The organism is Paenarthrobacter sp. NPDC092416, from assembly GCF_044755025.1.
GTDB lineage: Bacteria > Actinomycetota > Actinomycetes > Actinomycetales > Micrococcaceae > Arthrobacter.
Genome location: NZ_JBIVQG010000005.1, coordinates 38,018 through 64,093 on the forward strand (window position 1 = coordinate 38,018; position 26,076 = coordinate 64,093).

Sequence of the window (26,076 nt, forward strand, 5' to 3'; positions counted from 1 at the left end):
CCAGCCCCGCTCGGCGAATCTCCCCAGGCATTTCCTTGTGGAGGCGTCGGCCGTCTCTGGTGACATTAGAGACTGGCTGGTCCGGGCTGGCCTTGGCCACGAGTCCGATGGCTCCTCCACGCTCCGTTGCCGTCTTCTATCGCAGTTGGTCGAGGAGGGCCTTCGTCTCGCGCGCTGGTTGGGTCCCAATGGCGGCCAAGGCCGTGACGCATTCTGTGTACTTCAGCAGCACGTCGTCATAAGACCCCAAAGCCGATGCCGTTCGCATGCGCAACCGCCAGGCGACTTCCCTCAGCGGCTCGTCCGCTAGAACCGAGGCGGCGAAATCATCGGCTTGGGCATACGCACCGAGGTCAAATGCAAGCTGGGCGCTTTCGAGCCTCAATGCCACAGAAACCCCTTGGATTTCTGCACGGCGGCCCTCAAACCATTCCGATTTGGCTTTCGGGAGGTAGTCACCTAAACCCAAGATCGGCAATGCCGCTTGGATTTCCTCGAGTCTTGCCCTCGGATCGTTGCTCCGCGCGCGTTGGGCCACCTGTTCGAAGCGCCTTGCATCACTCTCTACTGAAACATGCTCCGCAAGGCCGATGGTATCGCTCGACATGAACGGACCGACACCGTCGGGCAGCACAGAACGGAGCTGGTGAACGACTTGCCGCAAGTATGAACGCGATGTGTTCGTATCGCGTCCATCAAACAAGGCGTCCAACAGCTGCGGTCGCGTGGCCGTCATGCTCCCAACGGAAGCCAAGTAGGCCAGAAGCTCATAGCATTTTGCGATTCGCGGTTTCGCTTCGGCACCACCGATGAGGATCTTGGGGTTCCCGAACTCATGCAGCTGAACTATGACCGTGGAGGAGAGCACTTTGCGGGACTCTCCGTTCAGTATCCTGCTTCCGAGCCGATGCCAATCAGTGTCGCTGGTGGCAAGGCCATCAAGTCGTCGTGAAAGAACCTCCGGGAACTCCCTGAGTGCCCGGAGAATCACTTCATCTGTGCCCTGCTGGCGCGCCGCTGCCAGCGCAATATCCGAAGCAAGGTCGGACGTCTTCTCGTCACCGCAATGCCAAGCCGCTTCGGCCAAGTAGACAGCAGCAATCGGGAGTTCCAAGACCCGTCCGGAGACGCGCATCGAATCCATGGCCCTCCGCAGCCTGACACGGGCAGATTCGTACTCCCTGAGAATGAGATGGCAGAGACCCTGCCAGACATCGATCTGCTCTGCCGTGGACTGATAAGCCCTGGAGGACTCGTGCCTTTCCAAGGCTTCGAGGATTTGACGGGCTCGAAGGGGATCGTGCTTGAGCCTGAGTTCAAGCTTGGCTTCGGTCAGTTGGGAGAAAAGATCCCACACTACAGAACCGTTGCGCCGTGCCTCAGCACGGCCCTGCGCGATGCATGAGCGGGCGTCATCTTCGCGTCCCATGTCCGTAAACAGCTCTGCCCCCACCACTGCCCGGAGCCCGGCAGTCAAGACACCCGCCGCTTGGGCCCGCTCATACAGCCGATGAGCCTCGTCCAGTTCTCCGACAGCGCGCAGGGCAGCTACGCGCCACGGCGCCACCACAGCATCGGTCGCCGGGTTCGCGGTTGGAGCTGATGCCGCGGCGAGCTCGCCACGCCAGTATCGGAGACGAAGAACGAGTCCGTCGACGTACACTCCAGCTGTTGAGGAGGGGAAGGGATTTGCTGGTTCTTCGTCAATGAGCGTGAGGAGGTACCTTGCCGCTTCAAGTTCCGGCCCATCCTGGGCAACCGTCAGGACCCTGGTAATGTCGTCCGTGCGACAGGCGTGATAGTAGCACCAGATCATCATCGCTGCGGCATTGCTTGAGCTCCGGGCCAGCGCCTCTCGCTGTCCCAAGGCCTCCAATTGGTCGGCTATGCGCACGCCGCGCCAGTATTCCTCACGTGCGACGGCCAGCATCAGTTCCGCCGTCGTGAGTGGGCTAAGTGCGGCCTGGCCGTGACCGGCCAGGGCATCGAGCCACCTGTCGGCCACGTCATAGTCACGACGATCAATTAACGTGCCAATGGCCTGTTCGGCGTAGGGCAATGCCTGGTCGTACGCGGCAACTGACAGCAATTCTTCCGTGGCCTCAATCAGGAAACCCTCTGACGCCAGCAGTTTGCCGAAACGGACTTTTAAGGCCACCACATCGGCTCTGGGACGCCTCTCCAAAAGCACTAAGAGGTAATCCCGCAAAACCGGGTGATAGCGGACGGTCTTGCCGCCAGGCACCCAAACGGCCGGGATTCGGTGGGCTCGCAATTCCGTCAGGAAGCCTTCGGTACGTTCCAGTCCAAGAGCCGCAGCACGTGGAGCGTCGACAGCGGCCAGCAAGGAAGTCGAAATCGCGAATTCCCTCAGTTCGTCGTCCAACCCTTGAAGAACATGCGTCCACAGATACGCGTGGAGTGGGTCAATCTCCGGCTGAAGTGCGAGTTTGATGGGCTTCGCTGTGGTTCCAGCGAAGAGAACTCCCACCACCCATCCCCCAGTTGATTCCATAACGGCATCAATGTCGTCAGTTGAACCGCCGGCAATATCAAGCGCGACCCCAGCTTCATCCTGGGTAAACGCAAGCTCGCGATCGATGAGGAAGTCCAGCCGCTCCGACCCGGGAACTGCACTGGAGGGAAACGTGACGGCATTGCGCGAGATCAGGATGATCCTGACGTTCGACGGCGCAAAGCGCATTAGATGGTCGATAACGTCCAGCGCGTTGGCGTGGTCCGCTATGCGGTCCAACTGGTCCAGGACAAGCGTCGTCCGGGACTCCCCCACAAGGGCTTCGATCAATAGGCCGGCGACTTCGCCGTGGGGTGCCTGGGAAGACAACGCAAGCTTCACCAGCTCGGGGACCTCAGCGGCAAAGGGAGCGAGGGCAGCCGCAATGTAAGTGAGCAGCCGGCCCGGCGAAGCATCGGCAGCGTCAATGGTTAACCACGCCGTACGTTCGTCGTTCTTGAGTGCACTACGGACCGCTGTGGTCTTGCCTGCGCCTGCCGTTGCACACACCATCAGCACCGGCAAAGCGTCTAGCCTGCTCTGAATCGACATGTCCAGCCGCGGCCGGTCCAGAAAGATTTCGGGCAGCGGCGGAGGCATGACCTTGCCCCGTAGAAGGGGCAGTGTGTGCTCCATTGACACGTCTAACTCCTGGCACCAGCGGCAGTGAACGGGAACTGAGCCGGTGCGTTAACGTATTTCTCGAAAAACCGGAGTGACGGTTTCGGGTCGGTTAACCGGCTCCTCAATACTGTAGCGCTATGAATTGGATGCAAGCTCCACAGCGACCCCAAGAAGGCGCACGGCTCACAGGTCGAGAGCTCCGCAGGCTCGCGGATCTGGTCATGTCCTCAGACATTCAACGTCGAAGGATCACTCCGTTGAGCCGAATGATCCCTGGCCTCTCCATCGAGGATGCTCGGCTTGTTCGTGACGAGGTAATCCGTCGTCGTATGGCAAGGGGCGACCACAGCGCCGTGCTCATTGGGCAGGACCGGGTATCCGGGGATCCGGTGATTCTGAGTGAACGGATGGTTTCTTCCACGCCAGCGAGAATCCCCACTGATTCGGTCCCTTTGCTGGTCCGTGGCGTCGTCGGACTGCTTCTAAGCCCCGAGTGCTTGCGGCAGGCGCTCCGCGGCAACGGTGTGCAGGCCAAAGACGGAAAGCTGCAAGTAGGCCTCGAAGTAACCAGCCGCCGTTTCGACGACAGCGCAATCGAGACAGCGGATCTGGTTGCCGTCAATGGCGGAGTGGCACGGCTGGTCTCTTCCATTTCACTGACACAAACCGAAGCGGAGCCTACATTTCGGATGCTTCGCGACGGCGTGGCCGTGGAGGAAGGAACTGTTCCGGCCCCCGATACGGTCCGGCAGGCAGCGGAGGGAATCACAGCAGACGCAATCCGTTGCTGCAGTCCTCTTGCGGAACTCTATGCCTTGGACGCAGCGCCTCGTCCTGGGCCGGAAGTTTTTGTCGCAGTCGGTCTTGGTGAGCCGATCGCGCTGATATCCAACAACACCGTAGAACTCGAGGTGGCAGGCGCCCGCGTGGCTTCCGTCATCGCCGATACAGACCACTTCATGTGATGGGAGAAAGCCCAATGAGCAAGACGTCTTTGCCTTCCGCCGGCCCGGATGAGGCCGTTGACAAACGATCCATACCGGACCCCGCTGCCAAGTCCACTCCACCGCGACCTGCGAAGCTAGCCATCCCGCAGGAGTCCCTCTTCCGCCGTCTGACCTACAAATACGCCGTTCTGGGCGTGCTCATCTTCGTCGTTGCGTTTTTCTCCATCGCAGCCCCGGAAACGTTCTTCACGTTCGAGAACCTTCGCGTGGTCACATCATCCCAGAGCGTCCTCATCATTGCTGCCCTTGGCCTGGTCATCCCCTTCGCGGCCGGCGAATTCGATCTCTCGTTCGGCCCAATGATCGCATGGTCCTCCATCGTCCTAGCAGTGCTCAATGTACAGATGGGACTCCCCGGAGAAATCGCCATCCCCATTGCCCTGGGCTCCACAATGGTGTGGGGACTGCTGAACTCGTACTTCATCGTCAAGATTGGCATCAGTTCAATGATCACCACCCTTGGCATGGGTACGGTCATTACAGGTCTGACCCTGGCCGTTTCAGGTTCCCAGGTCATCGCAGGGGCACCGGAGTTCCTCAATCAAATCGCCACCACACAGCTCTTTGGCCTGCCACTGCCCGTCTACTTCTCCTTCCTGCTGGCGGTCATTGTGTGGCTCTTCATGGAACACACACCCCTGGGCCGATACATCTACTTCACCGGTGAAGGCCGCGAAGTTGCCCGACTCAGTGGCCTCCCTACAGATCGCATCCGAGTCTTCGCCCTCACCGCCAGCGCCTTCTTTTGCGGCTTGGCCGGTGTTCTCAATGTCGGACGCCTCGGCAGCGCCGACCCCAATCTCGGCTCATCGTTCCTGCTCCCGGGTGCTGCGGCGGTCTTCCTTGGCGCCACGGTCATCAAACCGGGTCGCTTCAATGCGTGGGGCACTGTGATCGCAGTGTTCCTGGTTGTGACCGGCGTGACCGGGCTGCAGATGTTGGGCGGCGCAGGTTGGCTCGAAAACGTCTTCAACGGTGCCGCATTGGTCTTGGCCGTCTCTTTTGCCGCAATCGTCAGCCGCAAATCCGCCTCCTCCTCCTGAACAACACCACTCACCGCTCCCCCGTAACCCAAAGGAATCAATTCAATGAAGAATTCCCGCCCACTGAAGTCGCTCGCAGCTCTTGGCCTTGGCCTCTCGCTCATCGGTCTGACCGCCTGCCAGGCCGGCAATGCATCCCCCTTGGCCAACTCCACAGTCAACGCGTCCGAAGGAAAGATCGCCGCACAACGGTTCGTGGAGACCAGTGCAAAGCCCGCAGTCTTCCTGTCTCCTGGCGAGGCAATCGACATTTCGAAGTTCAAAGGCAAGACCATCTCAGCCGTTACGCTGGACAACTCCCTTCCCTTCGTCCGCGCGGTACTTGATGGCATGGCCGAGGCCGGCAAGCAGGCTGGCGTCCAGGTCGATATCTATGACGCCAAGGGGTCCACGGACACAGCGGCAAAGCAGATGGACCAGGCCCTGGCTTCCAAATCGGCGGCAATCGTGGCGTTCGGCATTAACTTCAATTTGCTCCCGACTGCCATCAGCAACGCGAACAAGGCCGGTGTGCCTGTCATCGGCGCACTGAACGTTGATGTGAATGCGTCCATCGAAAAGGGCGCCGCTGGTGAAGTCAGTATCGATTACTTCAAGTCCGGCAAGCTAGTGGCCGCCTACGCAATTGCCAACACCGATGGTGCTGTGCACGGCGCAGTTCAGAATCTCCCGTCAATCGAGACCTTCACCGCAATGCGCAAAGGCATTGAGGAGGGATTCAAGGAATTTTGCTCCAAGGAATGCACCCTCCAAGTTGATGATTTGATGCAGTCCAACTTCAAGACCGCGGCCGAAACCCTGACAGGCTCCCAGATCTCCCGCAATCCGAAGCTCAACTGGGTGTTCCCCGCAATCGACGGGATCGCGCAGTTCACCATTCCGGCTGTTGAACTCTCAAGCCGCAAAGCCGAAATCCGAGTCGGGAGTATTAACGCCTTCGAGGCGAATCTGGGCTTCATCCGCGATAAGCGAGTCCAGGCCGTTGACGTAGGAAACAGCAACAACTGGCTCGGGTGGGCCATGATGGACCGCACTCTGCGGGCGCTTGCGGGGGAACAGCCCGCCATCAGCGAGGTACCCGTGAAGCTTTTCGATGCCGAGAACATCAACGGCGTGGATATCTCATCCGAGGCTGCCCTCTACGACAACGTCGACTACAAGCAGCAGTACACCAGCCTCTGGAAGTAGCCGATCCGCTTGAAACGGGTCAATCGCAAGGGAGAGAAGAATGAAGCATCGTCAGAGCATCGCCCCACATGAGGGAATCGTACTGTCGGGCGTATCAAAGACTTTCGGTCTGACAAAGGTTCTGCATGACGTCTCGATGACTTTCGCCCCCGGAACGGTGACTGGGGTGCTGGGTGAAAACGGTGCAGGTAAATCGACGCTGTTCAAGATCCTTGCCGGGATCTACGAGCCCGACGGCGGGGCCGCCTTGCGCGTCAACGGCCGCGAGGCGTCCCTTCCGCTGACGCCGACAACTTCCGCGGAGCTGGGTTTCGCGTTCGTCCACCAGGACCTTGGGCTGGCCGGGTCCCTGTCAATCATGGAAAACGTGTTTGTGGGTGCCATGATGCGCAAATACGGCCTTATCGATTGGAAGGGCCAGGCAGCCAAAGTCCGTGAACTGTTGGCGGGCCTCGGCGTGGACCTCGATCCTGCGACTCCTGTTCAGGACTTGACCCAGGCAGAGAAGGCGGTCGTTGCCATTGCACGGGCCGTCTATGCCCGAGGGCGAGGCTTCTCGACGCTGCTGGTCCTCGACGAACCGACCGCAAACCTCACTGGAGTGGAACGTGATCGCCTGTTCGAAGCGATGCGTTCCGCTGCGGCGAACGGCACGGCAATCGCCTTCTGTACGCATCGCTTGGATGAGGTGATGACTGCAACTGACTCTGTGCTGATCCTCCGGGATGGACATGTAGTGATGGACGCTCCGACCAAAACGATCAAAGACGAGAAGGAACTGGCCAGGCACATCCTGGGCAGGGATCTCGAGTCCCATTTCCCGGTTCGCGCCAGCCACATTGTCCGGGAAGTCAAACCGGCCATTAGCGTCAACAACCTGAGCGGCAGCGGGGTCAGGGAGCTCTCCCTTGAGATCTGCCCAGGGGAGGTCGTGGGGCTGACCGGCCTCGCGGGCGCCGGGCATGATGAAGTGCCCGACTTGATCCTTGGGAGCATCAAGGCGGACTCAGGCACCGTGCAGGTAGACGGCAAGACAGCCAGGACTTCTTCGCCGGGAGCCGCCACAGCGTTGGGAATTGCCATGCTTCCGGCAGACCGAAAGCGGCGTTCAGGGATCATGAGTGCCTCCATCGCTGAGAACCTGACCTTGGCGTCGTTGGGGCGATTTACCCGGCGGGGTTTCATCGACCAAAAGCGTGAGCACAAAAGCGTGGTCAAGGCCATGGAGCTCTTTGATGTGCGTCCTGCCGGAGATCCGAACATGGCACTTGCGACACTCAGCGGAGGTAACCAGCAAAAGGTACTTATTGCAAAGTGGGCGGCCAAGGAAGGGATTCGTTGCCTCATTCTTCATGAGCCCACGCAAGGCGTCGACGTCGGTGCAAAGAGGACAATTCTTGAGCAGGTGGGACTTATGGCCGCCCAAGGTGTTGCCGTGCTCATCGTTTCGTCCGAGCACGAGGAGCTCAGCCATCTCTGTGATCGCGTTCTGATCATGCGCGGCGGTCATCTGCGCCGTGAACTGACCGGTGCTGGAGCCAAGCAGATTACCGAACAGTGTTACGTCGCGGTATGAGAATCGTGCAGAACTCCAACGCTGGCCGGTTGTTGCGAACCCGCCGCATAGCGGTCATCAACTCGAACTCTTCTGACCGTGTTACCCAACAGCTCGCAGACACTGTGACGCCGGAGCTGTTACCGGGCACAGAAGCTGTGTTCCTCAACCCGGCAGAAGGTCCGGAAGGCATCGATACACTCTTCGACGTCATCGTTTCAGGTGCCCACACTGCGGCGTTGGTAAAAGAACACAGCCGTGACTTTGACGCGTTCGTGGTTGCATGCGGCAACGATCCTGGTCTGGCTGCTGCCCGTGAACTGACTGACCGGCCTGTCATCGGGATAGCCGAGGCGGGGATGCTTCAGGCCTGCGCCCACGGTGCAACCTTCAGCGTCGCAGTCCTGGCGCCGGCCAAAGTTGCCGGGATGCGCGCACTTGTCCGTAGCTACGGTCTGGAGTCCAGGTTGGCATCAATCATTCCGGCCCGAACGACCAGCAGGGACGCGGCCACGTCCCCGGACGAACTTCTTGACCAACTCGTTGAGGCCTATAGTCGTCGGACGAGCGACGAGCTTGGCGATGTGCTGGTTCTGACGGGTTCGGTCATGGGTCAGATCGCACCGGAGCTCGCTGCCCGAGTCAACCGTCCCGTCGTCGCCGGGCTTCTCGCCGGAGTCCGGATGGCAGAAACCCTGGCGGACTGCCCAGCTCTCTCAACCTATCCTTCCAAGGAGGAAGCATGACAACCCGGTTTGTACTCGGAGGCCCGATCCTCGACACGGATGAACGCGCCTTTGTCAGGGACCAAATGGTGGTGATCGACGGCGGCCGCTTCGTCGGGATCGAGCCAGTCAGCCAACTGCCGTCCGACGCCCACGAGGTTATCGATGTTCGCGGCGCCCACATCATCCCCGGTCTCATCGATTCGCATTTTCACCTGATGAGCCGTTCCGGTGTGGAAGCCGATCCCAAGCTCATCACCACCAGCGTCGTTGACGGTGTCATCACCGCGAGACGGGCTATCGAATCCGGCGTCACCACAGTCCGCGATCCAGGCTGCAAACACCGAGGAATCCACGCCTTCCGCGACGAGATCTCAGCGGGCCGGGTATTGGGCCCGCGTGCCTTCACTGCAGGTCCGAACATCGTAGGCCGAGGCGCCCCTGTGGACTGGCGGAATCACTTCGCGGACGGTGTCGATGAAGTCCGGCGGGCCGTTCGTGAGGAACGGCTTGGTGGGGCGGACCTCATCAAACTTGTCCTCTCCCACACCACCGGCGACTCGGATTGGACGATGTGCCTCCGCTACCTCAATGACGAGGAGATCGCCACGGCAGTAGCCGAAGCGCATTTGCTCGGTGCCCGGGTTGGCTGTCATTGCGAGGGCCTCGACGCTGCACGCTCGGCAGTGAACGCCGGCATCGACGTCATCGACCATGGGCTGGCCCTGGACGACGAGCTAGTTTCCCGGATGGCGGACCAGGGGACGTTCTACGTACCGACTCTCTGGGCCTTCTCCACGAAAACGCACCTCACTGTGGGCAAGACCATCACGGAAGACCGCGCCGCCGTTTACGAAGAGCGCATAGCGCGCGTACACCGCGAATCCGTGCAGCGGGCCATGGCTGCCGGCGTGAAGATCGCTGCAGGATCAGACCCCATCCACTGGATTCCAGCCCGTGATGTCATGGTCTGCGAACTTGAAGCACTCGTCGACGCCGGAATGACCAAGCTCGACGCTCTGTTCGCTGCCACCGAAGTCTCCGCGGAGGCCATCGGCGATTCAAGGCTGGGCAGCATCCGGGCCGGAAACTTCGCGGACCTGGTAGTCGTCGACGGCGATCCATCTAACGATCTGCGCGCCCTGGCCAGACCCCGAATGGTCATGAAAGACGGCGTTGTCGTGGTGGATCTTCTCGACGACGACAACGCCGCCGGCACGCTGTGGGCCGACATTGCCACCGGAGCACCTGCGTCAGACCGGCAACCCGAGATCTGGCTCGCGCGCAACTAGCACCAAACCATTTTTTCCATTATCAGGAGGACCCAATGACCATTGAAATTGCAGAAGACTGGGCCGAAGTTGCGGCTACGGCAGCACCGGAAGGCGGAGCCTTCATCAACGGCCGGTTCGTCGGAGCAGCATCCGGCGAAACGCTCGAGAATGTGAGCCCCGTCAACGGACGGGCGATCGGACATATTGCTGCCGGCGCCGAGCAGGATGTCAATGCAGCGGTCTCTGCTGCGCGTCTCGCCTTCGAAGACGGACGGTGGTCGGCGGCCCCTCCCCGCCACCGGAAGCGGGTGCTGTTTGCCTTTGCCGCCGGAATTCGACGGGAACGGGAGCGGCTTGCAACGATCATGACCGCTGACTGCGGGAAACCGATCTCCGCTTCCCTCGGCGAAGTAGACCACGCCGCGGACGTACTTGAGTTCTATGCAGAGGCGATCGACAAGTGGGCCGGCGAGGTCATGCCAACCGCACAGTCTGCTTTGGCCCTGGTCACACGCGAGGCCGTAGGCGTCGTTGCTGCAGTAGTCCCCTGGAATTTCCCTCTGGGCATGCCCATGTGGAAGATCGCACCAGCATTGGCAACGGGTAACTCAGTGATCGTCAAGCCTGCCGAACAGGCTCCACTGCCTGTGATCGCCCTGGCGCGCATTGCGGCTGAAGCGGGAATTCCGGATGGAGTGTTCAATGTGGTCCCCGGCCTCGGCGAAAAGGCCGGAAAGGCCCTGGGACTGCACATGGACGTGGACAAGATTGCCTTCACTGGTTCCACACAGGTAGGCAAATACTTCCTCCAATACTCGGGACAATCGAACATGAAGGCCGTTTCGCTGGAGTGCGGCGGCAAGTCCGCCAACATTGTCCTGGCGGACGCTCCGGACCTCGAGGTCGCCGCCGCTGCCGCCGCTCTTGCCGCATATGTCAACCAAGGTGAAATGTGCAGCGCGGGTTCGCGCCTGGTGGTAGAAGAGTCCATCAAGGACGAGTTCATCGAGCTGGTGGTCACGGCCAGCCGCATGTGGCGCCCCGGTGATCCTTTTGCTGCGGACACCCGCATGGGAGCCCTCGTGGACGCGGCACAGCTTGATCGCGTTCATGGCTACGTGGACATCGGGCGACGTGAAGGGGCCAGGCTGGTCACCGGTGGCGAGCGAGCACGCCTCGAAACGGGCGGGTATTACCTTGAGCCCACGCTTTTCGCCGATGTGGACAACCAGATGCGCATCGCTCGGGAAGAGATCTTTGGACCCGTACTTTCCGTGATTACGGCCAAGGATGCCGAAGACGCCGTCCGGATTGCCAACGACTCTGATTACGGGCTGGCCGCAGCTGTATGGACCAAGGACGTCTCCAAAGCCCACAAGGTATCCCGGGCCTTGCGCGCGGGCACGGTGTGGGTGAACTGCTACAACCAGGCGGACGTGAATGTGCCGTTCGGAGGGTTCAAGCAATCCGGATTCGGGCGGGACAAGTCGCTTCATGCACTGGAGCAGTACACCCAGCTCAAGACGAACTGGTTCAACCTCGATGTCTGATTCACCGCGTCCAACCCTTGTCAGCGGTGGCATGGTGGTGACCGGAAACGGTGTTGAGCGGGCGGATGTCCTCGTTGTCGATGGTGTCGTGGCCGGAATCGGAAGCTTCGAGTCCGGCCACGACGATGCTGAAGTTATTCAAGCCGAAGGTTGTTACATCCTCCCGGGCGGTGTGGACTTCCACACGCACATGGATTCGGTCTTCCGGGGGTCCATCAGGACCGCTGATGACTTCGCGACGGGGACGGCTGCTGCGGTAGCCGGCGGAACCACCACCATTGTCGACTTCTGCCGGGCAGAGCCCGGCGAGTCCCTTGCCGCGGCTCTCGAACAGTGGAGGTGGCGGGTGGCCGGGCAGCAGCCCTGGGCTGATTACGGCGTACACATGGTGCTGGTGCAGCCCGACGAAGACACCCTGTCCCAGTTGTCCGGCCTTGCCGATCTCGGTGTGACGAGCATAAAGATGTACTTGGCCTACCCAGGACGCATGATGAGCGACGACCGGGCACTGCTCAGAGCCATGCAGCGCGCAGCCGAGTCGGACCTGCTGGTCCTTGTTCACGCAGAAAACGGCCACGCCATAGAGGTTTTGGTGGAAGACGCACTATCCGCCGGCCACACGGAACCCGCTTGGCATGGCAAATCCCGGCCTTCCGTGACTGAGGCGGAAGCCGTTTCCCGGGCAGCGGTGTTGGCCGGGTTGGCCGGCGCCCGTCTCTATGTCGTCCATGTCTCCTCCGCGGCTGCTTTGTCGGAGATTGAGCGAGCGCGTATGGCCGGTACCAATATCACTGCTGAGACCTGTTCGCATTACCTGGTCTTTGATGATTCGATGTTGGACGGTGTCCCGAATGAGGTGGCCTCACGGTTCGTTTGTTCACCGCCAACACGGGCCCTCGAAGACCAAAACGCCTTGTGGGAGGCACTCAGTCACGGGTCGCTCGCTGTGCTGTCCAGCGACCACTGTCCGTTCGCCCTCGAAGGGGAAAAGATCGTTGACGGCGACTTTACCCACATCATGAACGGGCTTCCCGGGGTTGAGCAAAGGCTGGCAATTGCCTATCAAGGCGTCGCCAACGGCCGGTATTCGCTGGAGCGAATGGTGGACTTCGTCAGCACCGCGCCCGCCCGGCTGGCCGGAATACACCCAAAGAAGGGTGAAATAGCGGTTGGTTCGGACGCCGACTTGGTGGTCCTGAATCCACATGCCACAACGGTGCTCTCTGCTGCGACCCATCACTCTGCCGCTGACTACCTGCCGTACGAAGGCATGGAAGTTGCCGGTCGGATCACCAGGGTATTGCTCCGCGGCAGCACCGTTTTCGTCGATGGTTCGGTAGTTCCGGGGAACCGGCCGGGGACGTTCCTGCATCGCTCCACGACACATCAACTAACAGGAGAAACCCTATGAATCAGACCATCCTGGCATTGCCGCCAGCACAGGTCTCAACCAACCGCGGCGGCTTTGGACCCGGGCACTACGTCATTACACCGGCCAACCACTTCGGATCCAAGCTGCCGGAATTTAGCCGCACCGTGGTCAAGAAGCTGACCACGCCACGAAACGGCTCGGCACGTGTAGCGATGTACCTGCTGGAAATTGAGCCGGGGGCTGGAACAACGGCACCCACCGGTCTCGGCTTCGAAAATTTCCTCTACACCCTCGACGACGGAGTGACCGGCCCGTTTGGAGACAACGCCCCCGGTACCTCGTACGCCTATTTACCACAGGGACAGACCTTCGAACTTGAAAATACCTCGGAGAACCCAGCCCGGGTGCTCTGGGTGAAAAGGAAGTACGAGGCATCTGAAGGAGCACCTGCTCCTGCCAAGGTCGTTGGCCGCGCGGACACCATGTCCCCTACCCCGGGATCCGTTCCTGGCGTCTACCGTTTGGAGCTGCTTCCGGCGACCCTGGATTTTGACTTCGCCATGAGCATTCTGTCGTTCGACCCCGGCGCCGTCTTCCCCAAAGTCGAGATCCACGATGAGGAACACGTCCTTTACATGCTGCAGGGCCGCGGCGTCTACGTCCTGGATCGGACCCACTATGAGGTCCAGCAAGACGATTTCATCTACATGGCCCCGTACTGCCCCCAGTACTACTACCCCGGCGGGCTGTCGCAGTCTGCCTACCTGCTCTATAAGGATGCCAACCGTGACGGTTTCTGAGGATCGCGCAAACTTGCTCCAGACTCTGCGCAATAAGCAAGGTGACCTGATGACCCGGGTGGAGGAACGTGCCGACGAGTATCTTTCGTGGCTGATTGAGTTCGCTTCCATACCCAGCATCAGCGCCACAGGCGAAGGCGTACGGGAATGCGCAGAGCATCTCAAGGCACGCATTGAATCAATCGGACTCAAGTCTGAATTCCTCGAGACCGGATCGCACCCCATTGTCTGGGCAACGTCCGGTGAGAGCCACAGAAAGTTGCTGGTCTACGGCCACTATGACGTCGTACCTGCAGGTGACGAAGCCGAATGGAAATTCCCTCCCTTTGAACCAACGGTTCACGAAGGTTCCCTCTGGGGGCGTGGAGTCGGCGATAGCAAAGGACAGATGCTTGCACATTTGTGCGCCTTGTCCGCCTGGCTGGACGTCTTTGGTGAGTTGCCACCTGTCCAGATCAACTTCATGTTTGACGGCGAGGACGAGATCGGTTGCGGTGACACCTCGGAATACATCCGGACGCATGTTGACCAATTCCGCGCCGACTTCCTCTACACATCAGACGCATCGACACTTGGCGTGTGGGATCCTGCGCTTTTCCTCGGCATCCGGGGCGCCCTGTATGTGGAACTGACAGCTACAGGGAGTGACAGCGAATGGCATTCCGGGAGCTACGGAAGCATCCTGCCCAATCCGGTGACCAGGATGGCCCAGGCGATTTCGTCGATGGTCGATTCTTCAGGCCGGGTTGCCATCGAAGGGTTCTACGACGGAGCAGATCCCATTACGGACGAGCTCCGTGACTTCGCCGCGAAACTACCAGCCCAGTTCCTTCCGCCCGCCGAGGAATTCGGTGTTCGGAACTTTGAACGGGACCACCCCCTGGACTCAATGTTCTTTGAGCCCCGGATGTGCGTGTGTGGCATCGAAGGTGGCTACACGGGCGAAGGTCTGAAGATGGCAGTTCCCACCTCAGCGAAGGCCAAGATCGATTTCGCTCTCCTCAAGGGGCAGCGGCCAAGCCACGTGGCAACTTTGCTGCGCAAACACCTAGATGTGAACGGCTACGACGACATCGGAATCACGGTACTCTCGGATGCTCCCCCTTCGGGCGTTGACAGCCGCCACCCGCTGGTCGCGACCGCCGTCGCTGCCCTGGAGTCTGTGTGGGGCCGGCCGCCAGTAGTTATCCCCTCGATCGGCGGCGGTGGAGTCTTTGCCACGTTTGTCGATGCGGTGGGCCTGGATTGTCTTTTGGTGCCCTACGCCCAGCCGGACATGCAGGAGCACTCGGCCCGGGAGCACTTGTCCCTCGAATGGTTTGTGAACGGCATCAAGACCAGCGCAGAGGTATTCCGCCTACTCTCTCTTGCCGCCCTTGAACAGGACGAAGGCGACGCTGATGCCAATAGTTGACGTTCACACGCACTTCGTTCCTGATTTCGTCCTGGATATCCTCCATCAAGGCACTGGAGAGCACGGGATCGTTGGAACCTCTGGCTACTTGGAAACGCAGGCCGGGAGACTTCCCGTGCACTACCCGGAGATGCAAAGTCCCGGGGCGAAACTCGGCGCTATGGACGCGCGCGGAGTGGACATTTCCCTTGTTTCGCTCACACCCCATCTGTTTATCTACGATTCCGAGCACGATCCCGTTGGTTTCGCCCGCAAGGCGAATGATTCTTTGGCTGGCTTTGCCTCATCGTCGGACCGGTTGTTCGGAATCGCTGCTTTGCCCTTGGGCCACCCGTTGGAGGCGGCAGATGAACTGCGTCGGGCGGTTTCCGTGCTCGGCCTTGTGGGAGGGATCATCGGCACCGGGCTGTCGTCCGAGCAACCTTTGGACGTGATTGGCCTGGACCCGGTGTTTGAGGCCGCCGCAGCACTGAACGTGCCCCTGATGATCCACCCCTATTACTGCGGCGTGATCACGTCGCCAGAGTTTTTCCTGAACAACACCTTGGGAGTTCCGTTTGATACTGGCTGGGCTGTGGCTCGGCTCATCGCTTCGGGGACACTGGACTGTCACCCTCGCCTGAAACTGCTCCTCCCCCATGGTGGTGGAGCATTGCCGTACCTGTTCGGACGGATGGAGAATGCCTGGAACAGGCGCATCGAGGTACGCGAAGCAGCACGGCGGCCGCCGTCGGCGTACAAGAATCAATTCTGGTACGACTCGATCGTGCATTCCGACGAGGCCTTGCGCTATCTCGCGGCGTTCGCCGGTGCCGACCGGGTGCTGCTGGGCACCGACTCTCCATACCTGACCGGGGACCAAACGCCGTGCCGAACCTTTGCGAGAGCTGGGCTGGACCCCGATATCGCTTCAGCGTCCACGGCAGACCTTTTCCGCCTGCAACTTCCGGAGTGCCGAACCCAACAACTCGAAACGGCGACACACAGTGTGGAAGACCATCAACTTTGATCTGCGCCAGCCCCAACGACCTTAGAGCGCCTTCCGACTCGATCAACGCCCGCTTGTCGCGTTCTACTCACAACAGCTTCACGCGGGCGTTGATGCCACCAAGAGGAGCAAAGATGCTATGACAACTACAATTAACGCTGCAACCTACGCCCATCTCCCGGGTGCCCCGAACAGCGACTGCTGGGCATGGGTCATCGACGATCGTCGGTGGAGGCTCGGGGGCCAAACGCACGCTTCCGAAGAGGAGAACGAGCTCGCCGCCGTCCTGGATCTGTTGCGCGAAACCGCGACGGCGAGTGGAGAAAGTCTCTCCATCACCCTCCAGAAACGGTCGCTATGGGAACACTTGGAAGGCCATGTGCCCGCTACCAACCCGCCCACGGATAAATCCAAGCTTCTGGCTCGCCTCGACAATGAACTGGACGGCCGCAATGTGGACTTTACATGGGCGGGGTCTACCCGGAAGGGTCTTGACTCGCATCAATGGCCCGGATCACATTCGTGGCCGAAATTAGCATGTCAAGGGGTCGCGATGGCGGATACTGACTTGCGTGAGGAGATCTTGCGCAATGAACTGGCCCTGCTCAGCGCCGAGGGGCGCAACGACACGGCAATGCTTAGACAACTGATCCACCCTAACTTTTACGAAATCGGGCGGACTGGGCGGTATTGGGAGCGCGAGGAGGTCATCCGTGTCCTGCAGACTATTCCGGATCAGATCAAGGGTGTGACATTTGACCGTGTGGTTGAACTCCGGCCAGGCGTAGTGCACGTGCGTTTCAGGACTGAAGATGACATCGGAATCGTGCACCGGAGCTCCATTTGGGCTCGCGATGGTGATCTTTGGCAGCAGCTCTATCACCAAGGGACTCCGGACACGCAAGCAGGCTGAGCCCAGCACTCAGGTGCCACATGCCACATCTGGCCTCGTTCGGCCTCCCCAAAGCGACAAGCCCCAAGCCTGCCCCCTAAAGCCTAGCCAAATTCGTTTCGTTTAGGCCTGATCGGTTAGCTCTGGCTGACTGCCGGGGGCCGGCTGCACAAGCAGTCCGAGCTGCCTGCGTAGATTAGCAACCGCCCGAATTTCCGGGAAAGGAAGATGAGTGACCATGTCTTCGGAAACCTCTGGGATCCGTAAAGTCTCCAACCCCGACCTGAAGCGAGTGCAGACCGTCGAGAGAGCGTTCGCCACCCTCGAGCTCATGGCCGAGTTGGGTGGGATCGCCACGGTCAGCGCGTTGGCCAAGGGTTTGGCATTGAGCATGGCCGGCGTCCACCGTCAGCTGCGCACAATGGCGAGGCTCGGATACGTTCATCAACGGGCTAACAAATCATACTGCCTCGGACCGGGACTGATCCGTTTGGGCGAAGGCGCTATTGAACAGCACATCCTGGCGGCCCGACCAGCTCTGGCCCTCACTGCCCGGCAGTTGGGCGAGACAGCGTCCCTCGTAATGCTGGAAGGCGACTACCTCGTTCACGCACTCCAGGTTCAGTCTTCTCGGGCTCTGCGAACGTACACACACCCCAGCGCTAGCGTCCCTGCGCATGCCACGGGAACGGGTAGAGTCCTGTTGGCCGAACTCATGGACAATCAAGTTTGGCAAGCAATGGCTCACGATAGAACGTTGAGTACTGCTTATCGCCAGCGCGTCATGGCATCGATCAGACAGATCCGTGCCGACGGCTACTGCGTAGATGACGCTGACCATCGGAACGGTCTCAGATCGTGCGCAGTCCCAGCATCAAGTCAGGGTCGACCTTTCGCAGTTTCTGTTACAGGCTCCCTGGAACGGCTTAGTGACATCAATCTGAACGTCAGCGCGCTGCAAGAAGCTGCTCGACAGATCAGCCAAAGTCTTCAGCCCTCCGCGGCCAGCGATGCGTTGCCGGCGCGGGTTGCTCATCAATCCTCTTTGAAAACCGGACCCGGATGTAGCGACAACAGGCGTGGTTAAGGCAAGGTCTATGATGGGCCAACGTTCGTTCACCATCCCGGACAGAGGTTTCGAAGTCAGGATGTCCGGGTATTTTGCCCAGCACCGCCGTTGGTCAATGTTACGCAGTAGGAGCCCATTCCCAGGGCCACATCCTGCTCATCTGGATCCAGCGAACGCTGGAATTCCAACTGCCATGCCGGGGCAAGATCCTGATCGGCAAGCACGACGGCTTCGAAGCCCATCTCTTCCTCCCGAAAGTGACTAACGGCCCTAACTGTCATCATGGGCAACACGAAATCACCTATGTCCTCCAAAACCAAAATCGTCCGGTAAAGGATCCTTCACCGGACGCCCAGGCCTAAATCATGGAGGGTAAGGAACGTGATTCCGGGGCTTGGAAACACTGGGAGGCCGCGGAAACATGCGGAATTCGGGCCAGTCCGGTGGCCGAACGAGCCGGTCCGAGGTGGAAACTGTGGACATCGTTCACATCTTGTTCTTGCTTATGCGGCTACCCTGCAGGGCGAATTCCCGAGACCCATTGAGAATGTCGCGTGGCCACTCCTTGCCCAGGACCTTGGTCCGCAACGGATCCGGGCTGATCACACCGTACGGTGTCTGCTCGGTATCTTTGACTTGGAATTCCAGAGGGCTGCCCAACATGCCCCACGGCTCAATGGAGTTGGCCAAGTAACCGGTCTAGCGCTGATCCGCATGCTCAGGTTCCCAGTCGATAGAGAAGGTACGCTGCAGACCAGACGTCCTAGGTCAGCGCTCCTCCCCCTGCGAGTTGAATGGGCAGAAGAGCCCTGATGTAGCGGCCCGACATGGGGGATCTGCATCTCAGCCAGGACGGCACCGCGGCCTTACAAGCCCGGCATGACATCCCTTGGCTGGATCGTCACCACCTGGAACAGGCCGGTTTCCTCGCCGGCGTCCGCCCCGGCGATGCCAACGACGACGGCGGGCAGGTACGACACCAGCAACCCGCTCGGCTGCAACACATACGTCTAAGCACCGAAAGGTAAAGACCCACCCGCTCAACTGCGGTCAGTCGAGTAGCGCTACGCCGAACTCAGCGACGACGGCCCGCAATTCCCCGAGGTAGCGCTGCGCCTGGTCGGTAAGCGGAATCGCGGCGTGGCCGATCCAGCCGATTTCGATGCGTTCGTCAACGTCGAGCGGGATGGCGACGATCTCCGGGTCGAGCTGCCCGCTGATGATGCCCGTCGAGATCGTGTAGCCGTGGAGCCCGATCATGAGGTTGAAGATCGTGGCACGGTCAGAGACCCGGATCTCCTGCTTACTGGACAAGGTGGAGAGAATCTCCTCGGCGAAGTAGAAAGAGTTGTTCGCACCTTGATCGAAGGTTAGCCGCGGCAAGCCTGCGAGATCATCCAGAGTCGCACGCTCTTTTGAAGCGAGCGGGTTTTTCCGCGAAATGAAGATGTGCGGATCGGCGAGGAAAAGCGGAGTGAACGCGAGCCCGGATTCCCGGAGCAGCTTGTCGATGACCTTCCGGTTGAAATCGTTCCGGTAGAGGATGCCTATCTCGCTGCGGAGCGTCCGGACATCCTCGATGATGTCCCAGGTACGGGACTCACGCAGCGAGAACTCGTATTCGGCCACATCAGTGGCCTTGACCATCCGGACGAAGGCGTCCACCGCGAACGAGTAGTGCTGCGTTGAGACCCCGAGCAGACGTCGCCGCGGTGGCCTACCAAGGTAGCGCTGCTCGAGGAGAGCGAACTGCTCGACGACCTGCCTTGCGTAGCCAAGGAACTCTACCCCGTCGGCGGTGAGGGTGACTCCGCGGGCGGAGCGAAGCAGGAGCTCCCGGCCAACCCGGGCCTCAAGATCCTTCATCGCGGCGGACATTGTCGGCTGCGCTACGTAGAGAAGATCGGCAGCCGCGGAGATCGACCCCTCAGCTGCAACTTCTATGAAGTAGCGCAGCTGCTGCAGGGTCAATCCGCTCGAAATCTGAGGCATAGGAAAATTCTATATGAACGCATAGTAAGCACTAGTTACTTGATACCCCACGGAAGGCTGCACCATGGATACATCACCTTCGGAAAGGCCGTCTCCGGCCCATCAACGGATTGGCAGCACATGGCAGACGACTTCACCTTCAGCATCACGACCACCCCCTTCGACGAGGACTACTCCCCATCGGAAGGCTCCCGGATCACGACCAATTTCGCCAACCTGGCACGGGGCGAGCACCGCCAGGAGAACCTCCGCAACGCCCTGACCATGATCCGGCGCCGCTTCAACGATCTCGCAAGCTGGGACAACCCGGACCGGGACCGTTATACGCTCGAGCTTGAGATCGTCTCCGTGCAGATAGAGTTCACTGCGGAAGGTACGGATCAGCAGTTCCCGCTGTTCGAGGTTCTCGACATCCAGATCGTCGACCAGCTGAACGGGGTCCGCCACCAAGGGATCGTGGGGAACAACTTCTCCTCCTACGTCCGTGACTTCGACTTCAGCGTCGTACTGCCAGCGGCAGCAGCGGAGTCAGGCAAGCCCACCGTACCCGAGGACTTCGGCGACCTTCACGGCAAACTGTTCCAGCAATTCCTCGATTCTCCGGCATGCCAGGAACGCTTCCCGCAGCCGCCAGTGGTGTGCATCAGCGTCTCCACGAGCAAGACGTACCGGCGAACGGAGAACCGTCACCCGGTCCTGGGCGTCGAGTACCAGCAGGACGAATTCTCGCTGACGGACGCGTACTTCGCAAAGATGGGGCTGCAGGTTCGTTACTTCATGCCACGCGGCAGCGTTGCGCCGCTCGCCTTCTATTTCCGCGGCGACCTGCTCAACGACTACTCCAACCTGCAGCTCATCGGCACGATCAGCACCATGGAGACGTTCCAGAAGATCTACCGCCCGGAGATCTACAACGCGAACTCCGCCGCCGCCCACGTCTACCAGCCGAGTCTGGGAGAGCAGGATTACTCGCGGACCCAGATCGCGTACGACCGCGTCGAGCGCAGTCAGCTCGCGATCACGCAGGCGAAGTACACGGAGGAGCACTTCATCACGCCCCACAAGGACCTGTTGGACCAGTGGACCGCCAAATACCCCGCTCTCGTCAACTGACCCACGGAGAATCGTCAATCATGAACACACTTTTGCCCACCACCGTTGTCGGAAGCCTGCCGAAACCATCGTGGCTCGCACAGCCGGAGACTCTTTGGTCCCCGTGGAAACTGGAGGGAGATGCGCTGCTCGAGGGTAAGCAGGATGCTCTGCGCATCGCCATCCACGAACAGAGCCGACGCGGCATCGACATCGTCAGCGACGGCGAGCAAACCCGCCAGCACTTCGTAACCACCTTCATCGAGCATCTCAGCGGGGTCGACTTTGAACAGCGCAAGACCGTGCGCATCCGCGATCGCTACGACGCCAGCGTGCCGACCGTCGTCGGAGCGGTGCGCCGTGAGCGGCCAGTCTTCGTCGAAGACGCAAAGTTCCTCCGCGCAACCACCGACCGGCCGATCAAATGGACTCTTCCCGGCCCCATGACCATGGTGGACACGCTCTACGATGACCACTACAAGAGCCGCGAGAAGCTGGCCTGGGAGTTCGCCACGATCCTGAACCAGGAAGCGAAAGAACTGGAAGCGGCCGGCGTGGACATCATCCAGTTCGACGAGCCCGCGTTCAACGTCTTCCTTGACGAGGTCAAGGACTGGGGCGTGGCTGCCCTGGAGAGAGCGGCAGAAGGCCTGCGCGCGGAGACCGCCGTGCATATCTGCTACGGCTACGGGATCAAAGCGAATACTGATTGGAAGGCGACCCTCGGCTCACAGTGGCGGCAGTACGAGGAAACCTTCCCGCTGCTTCAGAGTTCCAGCATCGACATCATCTCGCTGGAATCCCAGAACTCCCACGTGCCCATGGACCTCATCGAGCTCCTCCGCGGCAAGAAAGTCATGCTCGGTGCAATCGACGTCGCAAGCGAGACCATCGAGACCCCGGAGGAGGTCGCCGACACCCTCCGCAAGGCCCTGCAGTTCGTCGATGCGGACAAGCTCATCGCCAGCTCCAACTGCGGCATGGCACCATTCCCCCGGGACGTCGCACTGGCCAAGCTGAGTGCTCTCAGCGCAGGGACGAACATCGTTCGCGAGGAACTCGCCCGCTCCGCCCCCAGGGTGTCGTAACGATGTTTCATGCCTATCCCACAGACACGTGGCTCGGGGCTCCGAAGAAAACCTTCCCGCGTTCCCTCTCGGCCGACGAATTCAAAGCCCTGTTCCGTGGCCACCCAGGAGGTGTCGCCGTCATCACGGCTGATGCCGGCGAAGGACCAGTGGCACTGACGGTATCGTCGGTCGTGTCAGTGAGTGCGGAACCTCCGTTGCTGATTTTCTCGGTCTCGGCACTGTCCTCTGCGTCCAGGGTGCTTTCGCGCGCCGAAACCGTCGTCGTGCACCTGCTGGACGCGCACGACGTCGACTTGGCGAAGTTTGGAGCGACCCCCGGCGCCGACCGCTTTGACCAGACGCATCGCTGGTCGGCCCTTGCAACCGGCGAAGCGGTGTATGAAGATGTCCGCGCCTGGGTGCGGTGCGCCGTCATCAATCGCATGGAGGTGGGGACCTCCACAATCATCGCCGTTCACGCCCTGGAGTCGCGCGTGATGCGTGACGTCCAAGCGGGCGAACCCGGCGACGCTCTGGTCTACCACAACCGTTCATGGCACCGCCTGGGCGAGCATTCCAAGCTCGAAGGCTGAACGCCGCGCCAACAATGCGAGGTGGCAAGCCGAACGGCTCACGACGGCGGGAGGACAACTCCCGCCGTCGTCCTCGTTAACATCGGAGCGTCCATCGACTTCCTGAATGGCTCGGATGCAACCCTCGTCTGCACGCATGCGACGCTTCGGTTCGCCCCCGAGAAGCTCCCACCGAAAGCGTTCACCGCCCGATGCGCAGGGGAGGGTTCGCCAGCCATAGCGTAGCGCCCCAGAGACATTGATATGCCGGGGGTTCCCGTAGCTGACCCGATCCGAGACGGCCCCGTCATGTCGTTGTGAATGACGCGCTCCAATGCAGCTGTGTGAGCAAGAAATCCGGAACGGGCCCATCCCACCAAAAAGCAGAGTGGAGTGTGCACAGTGTCCACACCCTCTTGACCGGACAAATACGATGCGCCGGACGAGCAAGGAGCAACACTGAACCGGTTATGAAGAATCTTCAGGATAGTTTCGTTGAAAATCATGTCATCGGCACATCCAACAACCATGAAGAAGTGAGCGGCCACCAACAGCCGACGAAACACCAGGAAAGAACGCCCGGATGACCCAACGACCCTGCAAGCGGAGGGCCCACCAGCCACGACCCTGAACCCGCTCCCCCACAACCAAACAGGCGACCCGCGGCGCCAGGCACACCCGCGGCCAATGTCAGAGGGGCCTGACCAACCAGAATGTACACACGTTAAAGCAAAAACCCCCTCTGACGAGGGGGTATGCCGTGCCCGAGGTGGGACTCGAACGGGATTCCGGGTCATGGAAATACTGGGGAGTGGCGGAAACATGCGGAATCCGCCCGATCCGACCCCGGTACGAACCAGTCCGAAGCCCAAAGCGTGGACATTGTCCACACGCCAATTTCGCCGATTCAAGCTCTCCAACCGCCGACCGCACCCCATATGGAAGGGGCGCGGTTTCTTCATTGTGCTGGCAAACAATCCGAGGCTCCACCCGGCCTGAACCCACGGCCGAGGGCACGCCCGCAGGCAGTAGCTCCTGCGTCCAAAACCTTATTCGCATCCAATCTCTCCACGGCGGCTGCACCTCCCTTCGGCAATCTCATGATCCGCTCGGCCGAAACTCACCTGACCGATCAATAGCGTCCACTATGCTTGGCATCCCCATACGAGCCAGCTGACCGCCGGACGCCCGCCCTCAAATGCATATGTCACCATTCGGTGACATAATGGACGGTAGAAGGGATGCCATGACACTGGAAAGCACCATCGATACCCCCGCATCAGCGGGCGCCATCATCCGCGCCCGCCGCACAGCCCGCGGGCTGTCCCAGCAAACCCTTGCCGACATGGCCGGTGTGTCACGGAAGTTCCTCATCGATCTGGAAGCCGGCCATGACCGCGCCGAACTCGGCAAAACCCTAGCCGTCATGGCCGCCGTCGGCCTGACCTTGGCCGCCACAGATCCCATCCCCCGCGGCAGCGACTTCGACCCTTCGCGGCGAGACTACGCGGCAACCTTCACCCGACTCATCTCCGAACGGGACTTTGAGTTCGCCATCAAAATGCTCGCCGACTACGCCACCGCTTCCCTCACCGCCGGCAGACCGCTGCTCCAGCGCAGCCCCCGCCTCAAAGACCCCCACTGGTCAGCGGCCCTCGCCGGAATCACCAACTACACCGCACACCGCCTCGGCCAACCCACGCCATCCTGGACACGACGGATCAAACCCCTCGACAAGGCATGGATGCCGGCAGAGTCCTACCGCACCATCCGCACACCCATGAAGGAACTCACCCGCACCGAAACCCCGCCGGAACTCGCTGCTTTGAACGTCTTCATCCGCGAACGTAGCCTGGTCACGGCATGACCGGCGGAGAACTCACCGCCGCACAAATCCGGGCTCTCCTCCATGAACTCGGCACGCGCCTGCAGGCCGCCGGTGCTCACGGCGACGTCAAGTTAGTGGGCGGTGCCGCCCTCATCCTTCAGGGCATCGGCAACCGGCCCACCGCAGACATCGACGCCAGCTACGCCGACCCACACACCATCCACACCGTCGTCACGGAAATGGCAGCAGACTACGACCTCGCCCCCGACTGGCTCAACACCAACGCCTCAGCCTTCGTCCCCGAGAACGCCACCTGGGTCGACATCGAACAGCTCGACGGACTCACCATCCAGGCCGCAGACACAGAAACGCTCCTGGCCATGAAAATCGCGGCCGAACGCGACAAAGACACCCTCGACATCGCCCGGCTCCTGCGCCGACTCAACATCACCAACGCCGCCGACGCCGTCGACCTCGCATACGACAAATACGGCGAACACTCCATCCCACTCGCCGCCGGACGCGACAACTACCTCATCGTGGTCGACGACGCCCTCGACGCCGCCACCGCCCTCGAATCCCGGACCGGACCCGAATCAGGCACATACCCCACATAACCGTTGCCAAAGGCACAAATTAGCTTCTCCGGACGCCAGTCTGAATGGTATGGGACCCCACGGCGGGACCGGAGCTCACCAGACATACCGCTCACAAGGAGCGCCTGTCTTCGGAACTCGTTCCGGCCTCCGGGATGCCTGACTCATCGCCCAATCTCGCAGGTTGCATGGTCGCCCTGGATAGCGGCCGGTATGTCGTGTTGGCGCCGGAGGGGGCTGGCCAGCACCGCATCGGCATGCTCCTGGAAGAAGTCAGCAAGCGCTACGGCCGCGGCGCTATTGGACTGGGCCACGCCGGCATCAAGGGCGGCCCGGACTGGACCATGAACGCGACATGCTCTCCCCCACGTACACCACGCACTGGGATGAGCTCCCCGTCGTAAAGGCCGCCTGACCGGCGCCAAGTAAGAAAGGAAACCCGAGATGACTCTTGCACCTGAATCACCCACGACCGGCCATGACGTCGATGTCCGCTTCAGCCCCGACGGAACGCCCCTGGCCATCAGGTACGATGGCCGGATCTGGATGCTCGACCCGGACATCCACACAGCACACTGGTTCGCCAGGGATCCTGGTGGGAAACACGGCAGCGCGTAGCCGTCGGCACCGGGGACGTCGTCAGCGTCGAGTACTGGCAGGTCCAAGCCCGACCATCTGGAGCCAATGCACAGCTGCATACGTTGACACTGCGGCGGGAGCCTTTGGCTGAACACTGGCAACTCGAGTTCATCAGCTGGTGCGGTGTGACATTTACCGCCAGCCCCTCCCAGACCAGCTCTGGGAACGAATCCGGAATGAGTTCAAGCTACCCAGCCTTGAGCAGGTCCGCGAAAGACTCTCCATGGTGCACGAGGATCCTGAGCCAGCGATGCTGCAACTCGACGAAGGG

24 protein-coding genes and 3 pseudogenes are annotated in these 26,076 nt (G+C 60.7%); 21 read left to right on the plus strand and 6 right to left on the minus strand.

Going from position 1 to position 26,076, the window contains the following annotated elements:
• Window positions 1-136: 136 nt before the first annotated feature.
• Window positions 137-3,151 carry a BTAD domain-containing putative transcriptional regulator gene (locus ACIQC5_RS11290; protein WP_400282408.1) on the minus strand — a complete coding sequence of 1,005 codons (3,015 nt, stop codon included), beginning with the start codon at window positions 3,149-3,151 and terminating at the stop codon, window positions 137-139.
• Window positions 3,152-3,396: 245 nt separating this feature from the next.
• Between ACIQC5_RS11290 and ACIQC5_RS11295 the strand changes: the two genes are divergently transcribed.
• The 13 genes and pseudogenes from ACIQC5_RS11295 to ACIQC5_RS11355 form a co-directional block, all read left to right on the plus strand.
• The gene (locus ACIQC5_RS11295; RefSeq protein WP_400281834.1) at window positions 3,397-4,104 is read left to right on the plus strand and encodes a hypothetical protein; all 708 of its coding nucleotides are present in this window, start codon (window positions 3,397-3,399) and stop codon (window positions 4,102-4,104) included.
• A gap of 14 nt (window positions 4,105-4,118) precedes the next feature.
• Window positions 4,119-5,189, plus strand: coding sequence for an ABC transporter permease (locus ACIQC5_RS11300; RefSeq protein WP_400281837.1), 1,071 nt, complete (start codon window positions 4,119-4,121; stop codon window positions 5,187-5,189).
• Between the two features lie 45 nt (window positions 5,190-5,234).
• Window positions 5,235-6,377, plus strand: coding sequence for a sugar ABC transporter substrate-binding protein (locus ACIQC5_RS11305; protein ID WP_400281840.1), 1,143 nt, complete (start codon window positions 5,235-5,237; stop codon window positions 6,375-6,377).
• A 40-nt stretch (window positions 6,378-6,417) separates the two neighbouring features.
• Window positions 6,418-7,953: a sugar ABC transporter ATP-binding protein gene (locus ACIQC5_RS11310; protein WP_400281842.1), complete on the plus strand. Its 1,536-nt coding sequence runs from the start codon at window positions 6,418-6,420 to the stop codon at window positions 7,951-7,953.
• On the plus strand, window positions 7,950-8,678 hold the full coding sequence (locus ACIQC5_RS11315; protein ID WP_400281845.1) for an aspartate/glutamate racemase family protein: 729 nt from the start codon (window positions 7,950-7,952) through the stop codon (window positions 8,676-8,678). The genes ACIQC5_RS11310 and ACIQC5_RS11315 overlap by 4 nt, the downstream gene beginning before the upstream one ends.
• Entirely contained in the window at window positions 8,675-9,949 is a 1,275-nt protein-coding gene (locus ACIQC5_RS11320) for an amidohydrolase family protein (protein WP_400281847.1), read from the plus strand. Before ACIQC5_RS11315 ends, ACIQC5_RS11320 begins: the two co-directional genes overlap by 4 nt.
• A gap of 35 nt (window positions 9,950-9,984) precedes the next feature.
• Window positions 9,985-11,481 carry an aldehyde dehydrogenase gene (locus ACIQC5_RS11325; RefSeq protein ID WP_400281850.1) on the plus strand — a complete coding sequence of 499 codons (1,497 nt, stop codon included), beginning with the start codon at window positions 9,985-9,987 and terminating at the stop codon, window positions 11,479-11,481.
• Window positions 11,474-12,892 carry a dihydropyrimidinase gene (gene hydA / locus ACIQC5_RS11330; protein ID WP_400281852.1) on the plus strand — a complete coding sequence of 473 codons (1,419 nt, stop codon included), beginning with the start codon at window positions 11,474-11,476 and terminating at the stop codon, window positions 12,890-12,892. The genes ACIQC5_RS11325 and hydA overlap by 8 nt, the downstream gene beginning before the upstream one ends.
• Window positions 12,889-13,653 (plus strand): (S)-ureidoglycine aminohydrolase, encoded by a 765-nt coding sequence (gene allE, locus ACIQC5_RS11335; protein ID WP_400281855.1) that lies wholly within the window; start codon window positions 12,889-12,891, stop codon window positions 13,651-13,653. The genes hydA and allE overlap by 4 nt, the downstream gene beginning before the upstream one ends.
• Window positions 13,640-15,067 carry a M20/M25/M40 family metallo-hydrolase gene (locus ACIQC5_RS11340; protein WP_400281858.1) on the plus strand — a complete coding sequence of 476 codons (1,428 nt, stop codon included), beginning with the start codon at window positions 13,640-13,642 and terminating at the stop codon, window positions 15,065-15,067. The genes allE and ACIQC5_RS11340 overlap by 14 nt, the downstream gene beginning before the upstream one ends.
• Window positions 15,054-16,076 (plus strand): amidohydrolase family protein, encoded by a 1,023-nt coding sequence (locus ACIQC5_RS11345; protein ID WP_400281861.1) that lies wholly within the window; start codon window positions 15,054-15,056, stop codon window positions 16,074-16,076. Before ACIQC5_RS11340 ends, ACIQC5_RS11345 begins: the two co-directional genes overlap by 14 nt.
• 118 nt (window positions 16,077-16,194) lie before the next feature.
• Window positions 16,195-16,968: a DUF4440 domain-containing protein gene (locus ACIQC5_RS11350; RefSeq protein WP_400281863.1), complete on the plus strand. Its 774-nt coding sequence runs from the start codon at window positions 16,195-16,197 to the stop codon at window positions 16,966-16,968.
• Between the two features lie 217 nt (window positions 16,969-17,185).
• Window positions 17,186-17,386: pseudogene (locus ACIQC5_RS11355) on the plus strand (helix-turn-helix domain-containing protein); the annotation flags it as partial.
• A gap of 21 nt (window positions 17,387-17,407) precedes the next feature.
• Here ACIQC5_RS11355 and ACIQC5_RS11360 read toward each other — a convergent pair.
• Window positions 17,408-17,557 carry a hypothetical protein gene (locus ACIQC5_RS11360; RefSeq protein WP_400282436.1) on the minus strand — a complete coding sequence of 50 codons (150 nt, stop codon included), beginning with the start codon at window positions 17,555-17,557 and terminating at the stop codon, window positions 17,408-17,410.
• A 39-nt stretch (window positions 17,558-17,596) separates the two neighbouring features.
• Here ACIQC5_RS11360 and ACIQC5_RS11365 point away from each other — a divergent pair.
• Window positions 17,597-18,034 (plus strand): annotated as a pseudogene (locus tag ACIQC5_RS11365) (IclR family transcriptional regulator C-terminal domain-containing protein); the annotation flags it as partial.
• 56 nt (window positions 18,035-18,090) lie between these two features.
• Here ACIQC5_RS11365 and ACIQC5_RS11370 read toward each other — a convergent pair.
• The 4 genes from ACIQC5_RS11370 to ACIQC5_RS11385 all read right to left on the minus strand — a co-directional run bounded on the left by ACIQC5_RS11370 (window position 18,091) and on the right by ACIQC5_RS11385 (window position 20,008).
• Window positions 18,091-18,258: a hypothetical protein gene (locus ACIQC5_RS11370; protein WP_400281866.1), complete on the minus strand. Its 168-nt coding sequence runs from the start codon at window positions 18,256-18,258 to the stop codon at window positions 18,091-18,093.
• Between the two features lie 244 nt (window positions 18,259-18,502).
• A complete protein-coding gene (locus ACIQC5_RS11375) occupies window positions 18,503-18,706 on the minus strand; it encodes a hypothetical protein (RefSeq protein ID WP_400281869.1) in 204 nt (67 codons plus the stop codon).
• A gap of 176 nt (window positions 18,707-18,882) precedes the next feature.
• Window positions 18,883-19,020 carry a hypothetical protein gene (locus ACIQC5_RS11380; RefSeq protein ID WP_400281872.1) on the minus strand — a complete coding sequence of 46 codons (138 nt, stop codon included), beginning with the start codon at window positions 19,018-19,020 and terminating at the stop codon, window positions 18,883-18,885.
• Window positions 19,021-19,066: 46 nt separating this feature from the next.
• Window positions 19,067-20,008 (minus strand): LysR family transcriptional regulator, encoded by a 942-nt coding sequence (locus tag ACIQC5_RS11385; protein WP_400281875.1) that lies wholly within the window; start codon window positions 20,006-20,008, stop codon window positions 19,067-19,069.
• Window positions 20,009-20,128: 120 nt separating this feature from the next.
• On the opposite strand from ACIQC5_RS11385, the gene ACIQC5_RS11390 reads away from it, so the two are divergent.
• From ACIQC5_RS11390 to ACIQC5_RS11420, 7 genes and pseudogenes are all read left to right on the plus strand, one after another.
• Window positions 20,129-21,121, plus strand: coding sequence for a DUF1852 domain-containing protein (locus ACIQC5_RS11390; RefSeq protein WP_400281878.1), 993 nt, complete (start codon window positions 20,129-20,131; stop codon window positions 21,119-21,121).
• 20 nt (window positions 21,122-21,141) lie between these two features.
• Window positions 21,142-22,188 carry a methionine synthase gene (locus ACIQC5_RS11395; RefSeq protein ID WP_400281882.1) on the plus strand — a complete coding sequence of 349 codons (1,047 nt, stop codon included), beginning with the start codon at window positions 21,142-21,144 and terminating at the stop codon, window positions 22,186-22,188.
• Window positions 22,189-22,190: 2 nt separating this feature from the next.
• Complete coding sequence (locus tag ACIQC5_RS11400) at window positions 22,191-22,763, plus strand: flavin reductase family protein (protein ID WP_400281885.1); 573 nt, start codon at window positions 22,191-22,193, stop codon at window positions 22,761-22,763.
• 1,225 nt (window positions 22,764-23,988) lie between these two features.
• Window positions 23,989-24,609: a helix-turn-helix transcriptional regulator gene (locus ACIQC5_RS11405; protein WP_400281888.1), complete on the plus strand. Its 621-nt coding sequence runs from the start codon at window positions 23,989-23,991 to the stop codon at window positions 24,607-24,609.
• A complete protein-coding gene (locus ACIQC5_RS11410; protein WP_400281890.1) occupies window positions 24,606-25,187 on the plus strand; it encodes a DUF6036 family nucleotidyltransferase in 582 nt (193 codons plus the stop codon). The genes ACIQC5_RS11405 and ACIQC5_RS11410 overlap by 4 nt, the downstream gene beginning before the upstream one ends.
• A 230-nt stretch (window positions 25,188-25,417) precedes the next feature.
• Window positions 25,418-25,581: pseudogene (locus ACIQC5_RS11415) on the plus strand (DUF4113 domain-containing protein); the annotation flags it as partial.
• 29 nt (window positions 25,582-25,610) lie between these two features.
• On the plus strand, window positions 25,611-25,784 hold the full coding sequence (locus tag ACIQC5_RS11420) for a hypothetical protein (protein WP_400281893.1): 174 nt from the start codon (window positions 25,611-25,613) through the stop codon (window positions 25,782-25,784).
• The last annotated feature ends 292 nt before the right edge of the window (window positions 25,785-26,076 follow it).

Excerpts from the sequence above, each read along its gene's own strand:
- ACIQC5_RS11290 (WP_400282408.1), bottom strand. The coding sequence starts at position 3,151 with ATGGAGCACACACTGCCCCTTCTACGGGGCAAGGTCATGCCTCCGCCG.
- ACIQC5_RS11300 (WP_400281837.1), top strand. The coding sequence starts at position 4,119 with ATGAGCAAGACGTCTTTGCCTTCCGCCGGCCCGGATGAGGCCGTTGAC.
- ACIQC5_RS11305 (WP_400281840.1), top strand. The coding sequence starts at position 5,235 with ATGAAGAATTCCCGCCCACTGAAGTCGCTCGCAGCTCTTGGCCTTGGC.
- ACIQC5_RS11310 (WP_400281842.1), top strand. The coding sequence starts at position 6,418 with ATGAAGCATCGTCAGAGCATCGCCCCACATGAGGGAATCGTACTGTCG.
- ACIQC5_RS11315 (WP_400281845.1), top strand. The coding sequence starts at position 7,950 with ATGAGAATCGTGCAGAACTCCAACGCTGGCCGGTTGTTGCGAACCCGC.
- ACIQC5_RS11320 (WP_400281847.1), top strand. The coding sequence starts at position 8,675 with ATGACAACCCGGTTTGTACTCGGAGGCCCGATCCTCGACACGGATGAA.
- ACIQC5_RS11325 (WP_400281850.1), top strand. The coding sequence starts at position 9,985 with ATGACCATTGAAATTGCAGAAGACTGGGCCGAAGTTGCGGCTACGGCA.
- hydA (WP_400281852.1), top strand. The coding sequence starts at position 11,474 with ATGTCTGATTCACCGCGTCCAACCCTTGTCAGCGGTGGCATGGTGGTG.
- allE (WP_400281855.1), top strand. The coding sequence starts at position 12,889 with ATGAATCAGACCATCCTGGCATTGCCGCCAGCACAGGTCTCAACCAAC.
- ACIQC5_RS11345 (WP_400281861.1), top strand. The coding sequence starts at position 15,054 with ATGCCAATAGTTGACGTTCACACGCACTTCGTTCCTGATTTCGTCCTG.
- ACIQC5_RS11350 (WP_400281863.1), top strand. The coding sequence starts at position 16,195 with ATGACAACTACAATTAACGCTGCAACCTACGCCCATCTCCCGGGTGCC.
- ACIQC5_RS11370 (WP_400281866.1), bottom strand. The coding sequence starts at position 18,258 with ATGGGCTTCGAAGCCGTCGTGCTTGCCGATCAGGATCTTGCCCCGGCA.
- ACIQC5_RS11385 (WP_400281875.1), bottom strand. The coding sequence starts at position 20,008 with ATGCCTCAGATTTCGAGCGGATTGACCCTGCAGCAGCTGCGCTACTTC.
- ACIQC5_RS11390 (WP_400281878.1), top strand. The coding sequence starts at position 20,129 with ATGGCAGACGACTTCACCTTCAGCATCACGACCACCCCCTTCGACGAG.
- ACIQC5_RS11395 (WP_400281882.1), top strand. The coding sequence starts at position 21,142 with ATGAACACACTTTTGCCCACCACCGTTGTCGGAAGCCTGCCGAAACCA.
- ACIQC5_RS11400 (WP_400281885.1), top strand. The coding sequence starts at position 22,191 with ATGTTTCATGCCTATCCCACAGACACGTGGCTCGGGGCTCCGAAGAAA.
- ACIQC5_RS11405 (WP_400281888.1), top strand. The coding sequence starts at position 23,989 with ATGACACTGGAAAGCACCATCGATACCCCCGCATCAGCGGGCGCCATC.
- ACIQC5_RS11410 (WP_400281890.1), top strand. The coding sequence starts at position 24,606 with ATGACCGGCGGAGAACTCACCGCCGCACAAATCCGGGCTCTCCTCCAT.
- ACIQC5_RS11420 (WP_400281893.1), top strand. The coding sequence starts at position 25,611 with ATGACTCTTGCACCTGAATCACCCACGACCGGCCATGACGTCGATGTC.